This is a genomic window from Limnobacter sp. MED105, from assembly GCF_000170915.1.
Lineage (GTDB): Bacteria > Pseudomonadota > Gammaproteobacteria > Burkholderiales > Burkholderiaceae_B > Limnobacter.
This window is the reverse complement of sequence record NZ_ABCT01000008.1, coordinates 111,879-126,078: the sequence shown is the minus strand read 5'-3', so window position 1 is coordinate 126,078 and position 14,200 is coordinate 111,879. Positions and strand designations below refer to the sequence as shown.

7 protein-coding genes and 1 pseudogene are annotated in these 14,200 nt (G+C 52.1%); 3 read left to right on the top strand and 5 right to left on the bottom strand.

Going from position 1 to position 14,200, the window contains the following annotated elements; translation table 11 throughout:
* The first annotated feature begins 48 nt into the window (after positions 1–48).
* Positions 49–948, top strand: coding sequence for a site-specific tyrosine recombinase XerD (gene xerD, locus LMED105_RS09445; RefSeq protein WP_008250565.1), 900 nt, complete (start codon positions 49–51; stop codon positions 946–948).
* A gap of 35 nt (positions 949–983) precedes the next feature.
* Positions 984–1,595 carry a glycerol-3-phosphate 1-O-acyltransferase PlsY gene (plsY, locus tag LMED105_RS09440; RefSeq protein WP_008250557.1) on the top strand — a complete coding sequence of 204 codons (612 nt, stop codon included), beginning with the start codon at positions 984–986 and terminating at the stop codon, positions 1,593–1,595.
* A gap of 31 nt (positions 1,596–1,626) precedes the next feature.
* On the opposite strand, the gene LMED105_RS09435 is transcribed toward plsY, so the two are convergent.
* Positions 1,627–4,479: a hypothetical protein gene (locus LMED105_RS09435; protein ID WP_156799628.1), complete on the bottom strand. Its 2,853-nt coding sequence runs from the start codon at positions 4,477–4,479 to the stop codon at positions 1,627–1,629.
* A gap of 67 nt (positions 4,480–4,546) precedes the next feature.
* Between LMED105_RS09435 and LMED105_RS16810 the strand changes: the two genes are divergently transcribed.
* The gene (locus tag LMED105_RS16810) at positions 4,547–4,744 is read left to right on the top strand and encodes a hypothetical protein (RefSeq protein WP_232222737.1); all 198 of its coding nucleotides are present in this window, start codon (positions 4,547–4,549) and stop codon (positions 4,742–4,744) included.
* 310 nt (positions 4,745–5,054) lie between these two features.
* Here the strand turns inward: LMED105_RS16810 and LMED105_RS09430 are convergent, their stop codons facing one another.
* The 4 genes and pseudogenes from LMED105_RS09430 to tldD form a co-directional block, all read right to left on the bottom strand.
* Positions 5,055–5,501 (bottom strand): hypothetical protein, encoded by a 447-nt coding sequence (locus tag LMED105_RS09430; protein WP_008250556.1) that lies wholly within the window; start codon positions 5,499–5,501, stop codon positions 5,055–5,057.
* A 100-nt stretch (positions 5,502–5,601) separates the two neighbouring features.
* A pseudogene (uvrA, locus tag LMED105_RS09425) lies at positions 5,602–11,240 on the bottom strand (excinuclease ABC subunit UvrA).
* 82 nt (positions 11,241–11,322) lie between these two features.
* A complete protein-coding gene (gene aroG / locus LMED105_RS09420) occupies positions 11,323–12,387 on the bottom strand; it encodes a 3-deoxy-7-phosphoheptulonate synthase AroG (protein ID WP_008250553.1) in 1,065 nt (354 codons plus the stop codon).
* A gap of 340 nt (positions 12,388–12,727) precedes the next feature.
* The gene (gene tldD / locus LMED105_RS09410; protein ID WP_008250551.1) at positions 12,728–14,197 is read right to left on the bottom strand and encodes a metalloprotease TldD; all 1,470 of its coding nucleotides are present in this window, start codon (positions 14,195–14,197) and stop codon (positions 12,728–12,730) included.
* Between the last annotated feature and the right edge of the window lie 3 nt (positions 14,198–14,200).

Below are 14,200 nucleotides of genomic sequence, written 5' to 3'. Positions count from 1 at the left end.
CTGCTAAAGGTATGATGACCTTTATTTTCACATGCTGCCAGCACCACAATGAAGAGCAATGCCGATCTCATCGACGAATTCTGCACCACTTTGTGGCTTGAAGAAGGATTGGCCAAAGCCACGCTGCAGGCTTACCGCGGCGACTTGCAACAACTGGGGAACTGGCTGGACGAGCACTTTGCTGAGAACCTGCTTCAAGCCAGCAATGAACATATTCGCAACCACGTACATGATTTACTGGAATTAAAACCCAGTAGCTTGAACCGCAAATTAAGCAGCTACAAACGCTTTTACCTGTGGCTGAACACCACCAGGCAACGCGAGGACAACCCTTGCTCGCAACTGCAAAGTGCAAAACGCGGCTTACGCATCCCCAAAACCCTGAGCGAGAAACAAGTGCTGGACCTGCTGTCTGCACCCGACCTGAGTAACGCAGCAGGGCAGCGTGACAAAGCCATGCTTGAATTCATGTATGCCAGCGGCCTGAGGGTTAGTGAATTGGTGAATATGCCCCTGCGCGCCGTTGACCTGAATGTGGGGGCTGTCAAGGTACTGGGCAAGGGCAAAAAAGAACGCTTGGTACCCATGGGTGAACCTGCAAGGTTGGCAATTCAGCTGTATTTGCAGCAGGCCCGTGGCGAGTTACTGAAGGGGAAAACCAGCGATTTTTTGTTTGTCACCCATTTTGGAACCCCGATGACCCGGCAAGGTTTCTGGAAAAACACAAAGCGCCTGGCTTTGATTGCCGGAATCAACACAACCGTGAGCCCGCATGTGTTGCGACACGCATTTGCCACGCACTTGATTAACCACGGCGCTGACCTGCGCGTGGTGCAGTTACTGCTCGGCCACGCTGACATTGGCACAACCCAGATTTACACCCACGTGGCCAAAGAACACCTGCACACCTTGCTCAATCAAAGCCACCCACGATCAAAAAGTCGCTAAAATCGACGCCAAAGCCCAATAACCAGGAGACACCTTTGCTTAACTTTGCCGCTGGCCTGCTAATCGCTTATCTGATTGGTTCAATTTCATTCGCAGTGGTTGTTTCCAAATTCGTGGGTTTGGCCGACCCACGCACTTACGGTTCAAAAAACCCGGGCGCCACCAATGTGCTGCGCAGTGGCAATAAAAAAGCCGCCGTGCTGACTTTGCTGGGTGACGCCTTGAAAGGCACGCTTGCAGTGGCGTTGGCCTTTCATTTTCAAGACCAGTTGGGTTACACCCGCACGGACATTGCCTGGATTGGACTGGCTGCATTTATTGGTCACCTGTACCCAATATTCTTCAAATTTGAAGGCGGCAAAGGCGTGGCCACCGCACTTGGCGTGCTGCTTGGCCTGAATTGGGTTTTGGGCTTGGCCACCGCCATTACTTGGGTTGTGATTGCTTACTTTTTCCGTTATTCCTCATTGGCAGCACTGATCGCCGCGCTGTTCGCTGTGTTCTACAATGTGCTGCTATTTGGAATCAACGGGCAAGCGGCTGCAATTGCAATCATGTCTGCCCTGCTTATTTACCGTCACAAACAAAATATTGCGAATCTGATTGCCGGAAAGGAAAGCAAAATTGGCGATAAAAAAACCTCATGATTCCAGTTGCTCGAGCACAGTCGTCAGTGAATTAATTGTGCCTGGAGTAAAAGCGATAGTGCCCAGAGTGCACCGACGCCCCTGAATGTTTGAGGAGTACTGTGTCCTGATTGGCTTGTTTGGAATCCAGGTCTTTTACACGGTCCTTGTCGCTAATAAAATCAACCTTCGAATCAAGTGACTCAAAAAATGCTGTAATGATTTGACGGTCACCTTGAACCTCAGCCATGCCCGAGAGTTCTCTCAGGTTTTGTGCCAATTCGTTGGCTTCGGTTGTGCCTTCATTTTTGCTTGAACGAGAAGTACCGACAATATCCAGGACATTACCTGTTAGCCGAGGAATGGCCAGCTGCAAGGTCATTTTCTGCAAATTGTTTTCAATTTGCGCATCGCCAATTCGATACCCAAGGTCTTTTGCTGCCACAAGTGCTTGATAAATATTCTTCACCTCATCCACATTGGCAGGCCAATACGGCTCATAACCATCAATCAACATGCCCGCTTTGTTTGCGTCTGGCTGAATTTTAGTGACCCAATCCGCTTTCACCTTTTCCAGCGCATCGAACACGCGCTGTGATACATCCTGGATATCTGAATAAGAAATTGCACTGGCGTTCGCTGCCCGCAACCAGCAGCGATTCCCCTGGCCAGACACCTCTTGAATTTTGCGACCACGCGCTGACAGCAGCTTGTCGATAATCGCGATTTCAGACATAGGCTTGATTGGGCTGCTTGTTTTAGCTGAACCAGCAGAACGATTGACCTTGATTGGCTGATCATTGGCAGCCCCGACCAAAAGTTTAGAAGGCGACTGATCGAGTGAGGAGGACCACTCAATCACCTTCGGCAGGGGCTTTCCGTGGCCACAAGACTTCCAAAGCTTTTGCACAAAACTTTCCACCTCAACCAAGGTCCTCTTGAGTTGTGGGCTGAGTTGTCCTTGCAATTTGACAGTCAGGCTTTTGCCTTCCAGATAATTGATGAGCACCTGTGCATTACTTGCATCTGCTGAACTTAATAGCGGTTTTAACTGCGCTTTGAGTTCGAAGACTGTTGCGATGTTCTCTGTTTTTCCGAGCTGTTGGCGCAACCGTTCTTTCTGGTTAACGTTGGCAAAATAATTCTGGATTGCCGAGAAACTCTCACGAATTGCCTTGCCCCCAGCCAGGTTCACAAAATTACCCACGTTCACCGAAATGCGTCGCAAGACACCTCCGCGACGATTCTCAGCTATCTCCTTGGAAATTTCTCTTGCTGCAGCCAAGGACTGTTCTGCGCCAGCGGTGTCTCTTTCTGAAATCCACAAGGCAGCTTTTTTATGAAAAGTGCTCAACTCCTGCTTGAAAGATTCCAGATCTTTGGGACCAACCTGCCCATTGTTCTGCTGCCCTGCTAGCTCAACTTTGTTTTCGAACGCCTTCAGCGCTTTCATGAAACGCTCGACCTCTGCGTGATTTGTGGTCAACAAGTCATTGGGCATGGCCGCGAGAATCAGTGAGGCAGCCTCCACGGCATGTTGGTCGGTAATTACGGCGTGTGTGATATCAACAGGTTTTCCCGCTTTAAAAATCTCCGCTTGCAAAGTTCCTGACAAACTTTCAAGTACCTTCAACCGGGCTCCCACATGCTCCTGAGATTTACGCGAATAGCTGGACTCCACTTTGTAAGCCAACGATGGCGCGCTCAGTGCCAAGGTTTTTGAATTGAAACCGGCTGCACTCACATTTGCAGCTGCCAGTTTATGAATGAATATTCTGCCGTTCTTATCCAACCCTTGCGGTGAATCACAATCTGCTGTGCCCAAAAACTTCAACACTTTTTCTGAGCGTTCACCGCCCGGGTTTTTCAGTGAACCACCTAACTCGGCGAGAAAGGGCAGCTTCTCCCCGCGTGTTGTTGAATGCGTGGACTTTCCCTGACTGTCAAAAGTATTGAACCAGGAACCAAACTCGGACAGACCAATTTTTAAAGCCGCTGATCGCGACGATGCTCCAGCTCGCCCGTATTCCAATGCCTTATTCAAGCTAAAACCGTCTTTGACAGAAGGCGACTCAACGCCATTGGCCAGCAAAGGCAAGCTACATGGCAGCGCGTTGGCTTGGAAGCCAGGCGCCGCAGCAAACCTATCGGACAAACCGTTGATCACTCTGAGATCCATTTCTGCCAAGCCTACCGTGCGTGAAAGCGTTGCGATTTTTTTCTTCTGGTCCTCAATACCTTTAATATTTTTTTCGCATGTATCCAGGTCATTCAGCAACCCAGATACCTTTGCACCATCTTGCTCTTGACCTGTTTGCTCTAACTGTTCCTGAAGTTCAGACTTTTTCTTTCGCTCCCGAGTCCCCCACTCGTCAAGCTTTTTCCCCAACTCACTCAGTTCGACCTGACTCAACTCAAGGATGTTTTTGTTGGGTCCCACAACATCTCGGATAGACGATTCCAATTTGGACTGAATCATCTTGTACCCTTGAACAGCCTTCTCATGCATAACTTGCTGGGACTTGGCGGCTCGATACCATTTCTGAACAACCTTTGCTTCTGCATGATTGGAAACACCGGCTGAGCCACCCGATGCAGATAACGCCCCGCCAGCCGAGTGAAAAGCCTCAATGACCGATTTCTGAACACCCATTACCTGGCCTTGCTTCCTGTTGCTCAAATCCGCTTTTCGGACAAGATCTACAATCGACTTCTTTTCATTTGACGTGATCGCAACCAGCGTCTTGGCCCTGCCATCAACCTCATTCAGCACTTGTTCAAGCGAACCTGTATCTGTCAGTTCGGCAATTCTCTTGGTAACCTTGTCCAATTCGAGCTGCTTGTGATACTGCGCGAGTTTCGCCGGCACACCTTCCTTGACCGCAACTTGCTGCAAAGCATTCAATGCGGCAGCTTGATCCTGTGCAGCACTGAAAAAGCTACCAATCCACCGCAACCATGAACTTGATGGCTTGGTACCTGTTTCTGGTTTCGCCAACTGGGCAGAGGTGGTGGGTGTGGCGACTAACGATGAAGACTCGACTGCGGAAATGGATGGAGTGGCAGTTGTTGCATCAGACGGGAAAGAGAACGAAGATGAACTCGCGGGCACTGGATCGGCTTTCTTGAGTATTTCAACAATCATGGACTTGAGTTCTTCTGCTTTTTGACCACCACCCTCCTCTACTTTCTTAACCAGGCCATCAATCAGGGCATTGAGTGCCTCACTGATTTCTTCGGTGCCATTCATCCTGTAACACGCTTTCATCATGTCAATGACATGGGGTTGTTCAAGGGGTGTTTTGCCAAAGTTTGCATTGCGCTGTGTAGCAGCCAAACCGGGGGTAAGCACCGCTTGGACACCTGAACCTGACTTGCCAGTTGCAGCGCTGGACGATACTGTGCGCTGACTGATAGCACTGGGTACTGCGGTGGTCGTTGGGGTGGTCATGGCTAGGTACTCCGGATAGTCAGTTCTGATTAATTGGATGAATGGGTGCTGAGACTTTGAAGTTTTCTGAGATCCTCGGCATCGGTCACGATGTTGAGTTTCAGAACCGCCAGCCTGGTCTTGATAAAAGCCTGGGGATCAAGGAACTCCTCGCTTGGTAGAATTTTCAGTTTGCTCAAGGTTTGCTCGAGCAATTTGAAATTACCCAGCAAATCGGCCTGCAAATCCATAGCCAGGTTTTGACCACAGACAGACCGTGCAAGCTCATCTGCCGTGTTCAGCGCCTCATTCCAGTGGGCGGAGGGATTCTCAGCTAGACTTTCACTGAGTTTTTTCCAGATAGCCAGTGCGGTCTTTGACACACCGCCCTCACCCATGGCCCCATGACCCAAGGAAGAACTCGCGGCGATTTCCGCAGCTACACTTTGAGGAGGTAAGGAGGATGAATTACCTACTTCGGAAAGACTGGCCGGCATGTATTCCCCTTGCTTGAAAACAGCAAAACGACGGGGAACGCATCCCCTTTCGCTTAAGGAACAAATGTGGCCAGAAAGTTCCTCTGGCTATTGATTACTGTCAGGTTCTACTGGTGTAAAACTGCGCCAGCGCGGTTGCGGTGTGCCCCGCTTTCTTGCCTTTTGCTTTTGCAAGGTCTTGCGGACTGCCCTGCGCCACCAATTGTCCACCGCCAATACCAGCCTCGGGGCCCATGTCGATTACCCAATCGGCTTGCGCAATCAAGTCCAGGTCGTGTTCAATTACGACCACCGTATGCCCTGCATTCACCAATCTGTGCAGCACGGCAATCAGCTTCTCAACATCGTTCATGTGCAAACCCACGGTGGGCTCGTCCAGCACATACAAGGTGGGTGGGCTCATTTGTACGCCCGCTTTGTTTTCACGCACCTTCACCAGTTCGGTCACCAGCTTGATTCGCTGTGCTTCACCACCGCTTAGCGTGGGGCTGGGTTGGCCAATGGTCAGGTAACCCAAACCAACATCATTGAGCAACTGCAAAGCCTGTGCAATAGCCGGGTGGGCTTCAAAGAACGGGGCCGCTTCCGAACAGCTCATGTTCAGAATTTCAGCCGCGGTTTTGTCCCGCCAGGTAACCTGCAAGGTTTCCGGGTTAAAGCGTTGCCACGGCAAGCTTCGCACACCACTTTCACATCGGGCAGGAAGTTCATTTCTATGGTTTGCATGCCCTGTCCATCGCACACCGGACAACGGCCTGGGCCAGCATTGAAACTGAAGCGATTGGCCGCGAAACCACGCATGCGGGCTTCAATGGTGTCGGCCAACACATTGCGAATTCGGTTCCAGAAGCCAATGTAGGTGGCCGGGCAGCTGCGCGGTGTTTTACCAATCGGGGTCTGGTCCACTTCCAGCACCCGTGCCACTTGCTCAGCACCTTCAATGGCATCGCAAGCAAACCAGTTGTGTGTGGGCTTGCCCTTCTTGTTTTGATTCAACACATACTGGCGCATATTGGCCAACAGAATATCGCGTGCCAGTGTTGACTTTCCACTGCCGGAAACACCGGTGATGGCCACCAAGCGGCCCAAAGGAATATCCACATTCAAACCCGTGATGTTGTGCAGTTTTGCACCCTTGATTTTCAATCGTGCAGTGTCTTTTTCAACAGGGCGATTGGGCTTTAACAAGTGTGGAATCGGGTTTTTAAGGTAGCGGCCTGTCAGCGAATTTATGTCTGCTGTTACCTCTGCCACAGTACCTTGGGAAATAATTTCACCGCCCAATTTGCCTGCGCCGGGACCAATATCGACCAGGCGGTCGGCACGTTGCATGGTGTCAATGTCGTGTTCAACAATCACCAAGGTGTTGCCCTTGGCGCGAAGTTCTTCAAGCGCATCCAGCAAGCGGTGATTGTCACGGGTGTGAAGGCCAATGGTGGGTTCGTCCAGCACATAGCACACGCCGCGCAGGTTGGTTCCCAGCTGCGAGGCCAGGCGAATACGTTGCGCCTCACCACCACTCAGGGTAGGCGCGCTGCGGTTCAGGTGCAGGTAATCCAGACCCACTTGTTTTAAAAATTTCAAGCGCCCGGCCATTTCAATGCGAATGTCTTTGGCAATCGCGCTTTCGCGTTCGTCCAGCTCAAGCTGATCGACCCACTGCAGTGCGTCGCTCACGGTTTGGTCTGCCAATTGGGCAATGTTGCTGTTCTTGAATTTAACGGCCAGCGCGGTGGGATTCAGGCGTTGGCCATTGCAAGCACCACATACAGCGGCTTCACGTAGGTAGGTTCCTTCATCTCCCTCCGCACCATCTTCAGCGCTCTTGTCTTGCTCGGAAAGCCACTTGCCTTCTTCACCCGTGGTTTCGGCATCAAAGCCCTCCACTTCTTCGCCCACACCGAAACAACTGGCGCACCAACCGTGCTTGCTGTTGTAGCTGAACAAACGTGGATCAAGTTCAGGGAAGCTGCGTGCGCAACTGGGGCAGGCGCGCTTGGTGGAATAAAAGCGGATGGAAGGTGATTCGCTTTTCTTGCCAGGAGCTTCCACCATGACGGTGCCTTTGCCATACTCAAGCGCAAGTGCCAACACTTCGCGCAATTCTTTCTCGCCTTTGGCTTGAATGCTCAAGGTTTTAACAGGCAATTCAATGTGGTGTTCCTGATAACGGGCCAGCTTGGGCCAAGGGTTGGTGGGCACATATTCACCATCGACACGCAGGCGTTCATAACCGCGGTCTACAGCCCACTTGGCAATTTCGTTGTAAATGCCCTTGCGTCCCTGAACCAACGGAGCCAGCAAGGTAATTTCCTGCCCTTTGTAATGCTGCATGATTTGCGCCAGCATGCTGTCCATGCTTTGCGGCGCGATGGGCACTTCGCAAGTGGGGCAATGCTGAATACCCAGTTTTACAAACATGAGGCGCAGAAAGTGGTACACCTCAGTCACCGTGGCCACTGTACTTTTACGGCCACCCCGGCTTGTGCGCTGCTCAATCGCAACTGTGGGTGGAATGCCAAAAATGGCATCCACATCGGGCTTGGCAGCAGGCTGCACAAATTGGCGAGCGTAGGCGTTCAGGCTTTCAAGGTAACGGCGTTGACCTTCAGAAAACAGAATGTCGAAGGCGAGTGTGGATTTCCCACTGCCGGAAGGGCCTGTGATCACCGTCATTTTCTCGCGTGGAATCGTCAGGCTGACATTCTTCAGGTTGTGCTCGCGGGCATGCAGAATTTCAATGCCGTCGGTCAAACCACGCTTGGTGTGTGCAGTGTTCAGGCCATACAGCGCGGCGGCTTCAGCCACCAGGTAATCACTGCTTCCCTTGTTTAAATCGGCAGCATCCAGCAAATTGGTTTGCGCAAGGTACTGCTTGATCGCAACACCCGTGTGGCTGGCTTTGTTTTTCGCCAGCTGTTCCGGCGTGCCTTGGGCCACCAGTTCACCGCCGTACTCTCCCGCCTCGGGGCCCAGGTCGACCAGCCAGTCGGCGGCACATATCACATCCAGGTTGTGCTCAACAATCAACACGCTGTGCCCTGCCTGCTGCAACAAGCGCAGCGAACGCATCAGCTTGGCCACATCATCAAAATGCAAACCGGTCGTAGGTTCATCAAACACAAACAAATCGCCACGCTTGGCCACTTTTTGACCACTTGCGGTGGGCTTCAAGTTGGCCAGAAAACCGGCCAGTTTCAATCGTTGCGCTTCACCACCACTCAGCGTGGGCACCGGTTGCCCCAAACGTAAATAGTTCAAGCCGACCTGTGCCAGTGGTTGCAGTGTTTTTAACAGGGCCGTGTCTTTGTCGAACAAATCAAGTGCCTGGTCTACAGTCAGTTCAAGCACCTGAGCCATGTTCAACACCTGGCCTTTTCGTTCAAGCGTGACTTCCAGTGCTTCGGGGCGATAGCGTGTGCCATTGCATTCGCCGCAGCGCAAATACACGTCGCTCAAGAATTGCATTTCCACATGCTCAAAGCCATTGCCGCCGCACATGGGGCAGCGGCCATCGCCACTGTTGAAACTGAAAAAGCCGGGTTTGTAATCACGCTCAACTGCAATTTTTGTTTTGGAGAATAGCTTGCGCAATTCATCAAAGGCGCCCACATAGCTGGCAGGGTTGCTTCGGGTGGTTTTACCGATCGGGCTTTGGTCCACAAAGGCCAGTTGCGAAATATGTTCAACACCTTCAAGGGAATCGAACTCGCCGGGTGCTTCCGTGGGTTCGCCTTTTATCTTTTTAATGGCAGGCACCAGCACGTCTTGCACCAAGGTGCTTTTGCCTGAACCTGAAACACCGGTGAGCACTACCAGCCGGTTCAGCGGCAATTTGAAATCAATGTTCTTTAAATTGTTGGCACGCACACCCGTCAAGGCAATGTGTTCTTTCGAATCACCCAAAGGTTGGCTGGCTTCCACCACCTTCAACTCGCCTTTCAAATAGCGGGCAGTTAGCGAATTTGCCTTGCCAATTTTGGATGGGGCGCCATCGAACACAATATTGCCGCCCGCCTCGCCAGGGCCGGGGCCAATGTCCACCAGTCGGTCAGCCTGGTTCATCAATTGCGGGTCATGCTCCACCACCACCAGCGTGTTACCGGCTTCCTTCAAACGCTGCATGGCCTGGGCCACGCGCGCAATGTCGCGCGGGTGCAAACCAACCGAGGGCTCATCCAGCACAAACAAAGTATTCACCAGCGAACTGCCCAATGCAGTGGTTAAATTAATGCGCTGTACTTCGCCACCACTGAGCGTTCTGCTTTGCCTGTCGAGTGTTAAATAGCCCAAACCCACTTGAATTAGAAAACCCAGGCGGGTGCGAATTTCCTGCAATACCAAATCGCTTGCTTCGTCCAGAGCACCAGGCAATTGCAGGTTCTTAAACAGTTGTGCCACCTTCAACAATGGCATTTGCATAATTTCATGAATGCTGTGTTGGCCCGATTCACTGGGCAATTTCCACAGCAGTGAATCGGGCTTTAAGCGTGCGCCATTGCAATCGCCACACGGCGTGTAACTGCGGTATTTGGACAACATGACGCGCACGTGCATTTTGTAGGTCCGGCTTTCGAGCCATTCAAAATAACGGGCGACGCCGTAGAACAAATGGCCATCCCAATTGCCGTCAAAATTCGCATCGCCTTCGATCACCCACAACTTGTGTTCTTCGGGCAAATGTTTGTAGGCAATGTCCGTGGCAATGCCTCGCTTTTTGGCGAATTTCACCAGGTCTTTCTGGCAGCTTTTAAAGCTTTCCGTAGTCCAGGGTTTTACCGCACCCTCTTCCAGCGATTTGTTTTCATCAGGAATCACCAGGCCATAATCAATTCCAATCACCCGCCCAAAACCACGGCAGGTGTCGCATGCACCCAAGGGTGAATTGAAACTGAAGTGGCTGGGCAGCGGGCTGGAGTAATCCAGATCGCAAGTGGCGCAGTGCAGGCCTTCGGAATAACGCCAAGGCGCTTGCTCCTCACCTCCGTCTTCGGGCAGTGCAAACACATTCACTTTGCCTTTGCCGCGATGCAGGGCGCTGGCCACAGCGTCGCTGAAACGGCTTTCCTCAACACCTGCCACACGGAAACGGTCTTGAACCACATCCAGCAGTTTTTCCACTACGCTGCGGCCTTTTTTAATCGGTGTTTCCCGGTGAATGCGGGTGTAGCCCTGCGCACTTAGAAAATCTTCAATTTCCTGGGTGGTGAACTTGGCGGGCACGCGCACCGGGAAGGTAATCACGATGCGTGGATCGTTTTGTGCGGCGGCTTTGTCCAGTATGGATTGCTTGATGGTGGCTACTGTGTCTTCCCGCACCCACTGGCCACACTGACGGCAATGCAGGTGGGCGGCGCGGGCATAAATCAACTTCAGGTGATCGTTGATTTCAGTCATCGTACCCACGGTGCTTCGGGAGGTGCGCACGGGGTTGGCCTGGTCAATGGCAATGGCTGGCAACACGCCTTCGATGCTGTCTACGTCGGGTTTGTCCATGCGGTCCAGAAACTGGCGTGCATAGGGCGAGAAGGTTTCAACATAACGGCGCTGGCCTTCAGCGTACAGGGTGTCGAACACCAATGAGCTTTTACCACTGCCCGACACACCGGTGAACACAGTAATTTCACCGGCTTTAATGTCGATGTCGACATTTTTAAGGTTGTGCTGACGCGCCCCTTTAATACGAATCAGATTGCCAAGGTACTGGGAATTCTCGGTTTTTTTCGTTTTGGTGGTCATGGGACGCCTGGGGTAAAACGGTTGCTACAGGCGTTTAATTGTACCTGCAGCAATCGCTTTAACCCGGCTTGAAGCGCTTACTTTAAGCAACCTGTGCAAGCCTGCGCTTGCGCACACCCTGTGCCAAAGTTTCAAGGACTTGCAGGCTGTCATCCCAACCCACGCAGCCATCAGTAATGCTTTGACCATAGGTCAGCGGTTTGCCAGGCTCCAAATCTTGGCGACCTTCCACCAAGTGGCTTTCAACCATCACACCCATGATGCGAGCATCGCCCGCAGCCAGTTGTTCAGCAATGTTTTCGCACACGCCAACCTGGTTTTTGGGCACCTTGCTACTGTTGCCATGGCTTGCATCAATCATGATGCGAGCGGCCAAACCTGCCTTGCCAATGTCAGTCGCTGCGGCTTCCACAGACGCTGCGTCGTAGTTCGGACCTTTTCCGCCACGCAAAATGATGTGGCAATCTTCGTTGCCGGAAGTGCTGACAATCGCGCTACGACCTTCTTTGGTCACACTCAGGAAGTGATGCGGATGTTGCGCGGCCTTGATGGCATCCACTGCAATTTTTACATTGCCGTCAGTGCCATTCTTGAAGCCGACCGGGCAGCTGAGGCCCGATGACAGCTCACGGTGAATCTGGCTTTCAGTGGTGCGCGCACCAATAGCACCCCAGCTGACCAAATCAGCAATATATTGGGGGGTGATCATGTCGAGAAATTCGGTACCCGCGGGCAAACCCAAGCCATTGATATTCAACAGTACTTCACGGGCCATGCGCAGGCCTTTGTTAATCTCGAAGCTGCCATCCAGGTTGGGGTCGTTGATCAAGCCCTTCCAACCCACAGTGGTGCGGGGTTTTTCGAAGTAAACGCGCATCACGATTTCCAGGTCTTCAGCGTACTTTTCGCGGTACACCTTCAACTTGTTGGCATATTCCATGGCTGCTTTTACGTCATGAATGGAGCAAGGCCCCATCACTACGATCAAGCGGTCATCGCCGCCATGCAAAATTTTGTGCAGGGCTGAACGGCAACCTGCGACTGTGTCGGCGATTGCAGGGGTAATGGGCACGTCTGCGATTAGCGCCGCAGGGGTGATCAGTTCTTTAATTTCTTTGATTCTCAAGTCGTCTGTTACCGTGTTCATGCCAATTCTCCTGAATGCTGGCGCGCTTTTTGTTCAAAGTGTCGGTTCAAAAAAAAACCGCCAGGAGGTTCAGGCCTGGCGGTTTTGGGATCTGTTTGAACTATGTGTTTTTACGCACAACCCTCTTCCGCCGCTTGCCCAAACCAGGCAAAGAAGCCAAAAAAAGAATAAAAAGAGTGCGCGAAATTCGTGTTCATCTTTTAAATGTAATCAATTCATGGCCGCTCCGCAAGCGCGCTGAGCGAAATTCTAACAAGTCGCGAGCGGCTGTGGTTGGCATCCCACTGAAATATCAGGAAATTTGATGCCTTATACCGCTTGGCGACCCCTCACTGACCCGTTACTGCGTACCACCCATGACCAGGCCATCAATTCGAAGGGTAGGCTGGCCTACACCCACGGGTACACTCTGGCCTTCTTTGCCACAGGTGCCTACGCCATCGTCAAGCGCCATGTCATTGCCCACCATTGAAATTTTGGTGAGCGACTCCGGACCGTTGCCAATCAAGGTAGCGCCCTTGAGTGGGTAAGTGATTTTGCCATTTTCAATTTTGTAGGCCAGCGACGCTGAAAACACAAACTTGCCGCTGGTAATGTCCACTTGGCCACCACCAAAGTTAACTGCATACACACCGTCTTTCACACTGGCGATAATTTCCTCGGGGGTTTTGTCGCCGTTTAACATGTAGGTGTTGGTCATGCGGGGCATGGGCAAGTGGGCAAAACTCTCGCGGCGACCGTTGCCGGTCACCGGCATTTTCATAAGCCGTGCATTCGTAATGTCTTGAATGTAGCCTTTCAAAATACCGTCTTCAATCAAAGTGGTGCACTGGGTTTTGTTGCCTTCATCGTCGATGTTCAAAGAACCCCGGCGGCTGGCCAAAGTGCCATCGTCCACAATGGTCACGCCCTTGGCTGCTACGCGTTGGCCGATCATGCCTGAAAATGCGCTACTGCCCTTGCGGTTGAAGTCGCCTTCCAGGCCATGACCAATCGCTTCATGCAACAAAATACCGGGCCAGCCAGAACCCAGTACCACGGTCTGCAAACCGGCAGGCGCAGGGCGGGCTTCCAGATTGATCAGGGCCTGATCCACTGCAGTGTGTGCATGGTGCATCAGGAAGGCATCGTTGAAATGGCCAAAGTCATACCGGCCACCAGCACCCGATGAACCGGTTTCACGGCGGCCTTTTTGTTCAACCACCACGCTGACATTCACGCGCACCAAGGGGCGCACATCGGCGGCCAGAACGCCGTCGCTGCGCGCGACCAGCACCACGTCATAAGCACCCACGATGTTCGCCATCACTTGCTTCACGCGTTTGTCGCGTTTGCGGGCAAATTGCTCAAGGCGCTTGAGCAAATCAACTTTCTCTGTCGATGTCAGCGTTGGAATCGGGTTCAAGGGGCTGTAAAGTGCACGGCTTTCGGCACCCGCGAAGCCCTTGCCTGTTTTCAGGTTTCGATTGGCTGTTTTTCCCAGGCTTGCGATTTCGCGCACCGATTTGGCAGCCGCCAGAATGGGTTTGAAGGCGATGTCATCGGAATAAGCAAATGCTGTTTTGTCACCGCTGACCGCGCGTACACCCACACCTTGTTCAATGTTGTAGCTGCCCGATTTCACAATGCCTTCATCGAGTGACCAGCCTTCAATGCAGCCGTACTGAAAGTACAAGTCAGCAAAATCAACTTTGTGGGAAAAAATTTCACCAAAGGCCTTCTGAATGTGACCTTCGTCGATACCGTAGGGGGTCCACAACAGGCTTTGGGCAATGGCCAGGTTGGAAATGGCGGGGTCTACTACTTTCATGTT

Coding starts and splice junctions, on each gene's coding strand:
- xerD (WP_008250565.1), top strand. CDS start 49: ATGAAGAGCAATGCCGATCTCATCGACGAATTCTGCACCACTTTGTGG.
- LMED105_RS09430 (WP_008250556.1), bottom strand. CDS start 5,501: ATGCCGGCCAGTCTTTCCGAAGTAGGTAATTCATCCTCCTTACCTCCT.
- aroG (WP_008250553.1), bottom strand. CDS start 12,387: ATGAACACGGTAACAGACGACTTGAGAATCAAAGAAATTAAAGAACTG.
- tldD (WP_008250551.1), bottom strand. CDS start 14,197: ATGAAAGTAGTAGACCCCGCCATTTCCAACCTGGCCATTGCCCAAAGC.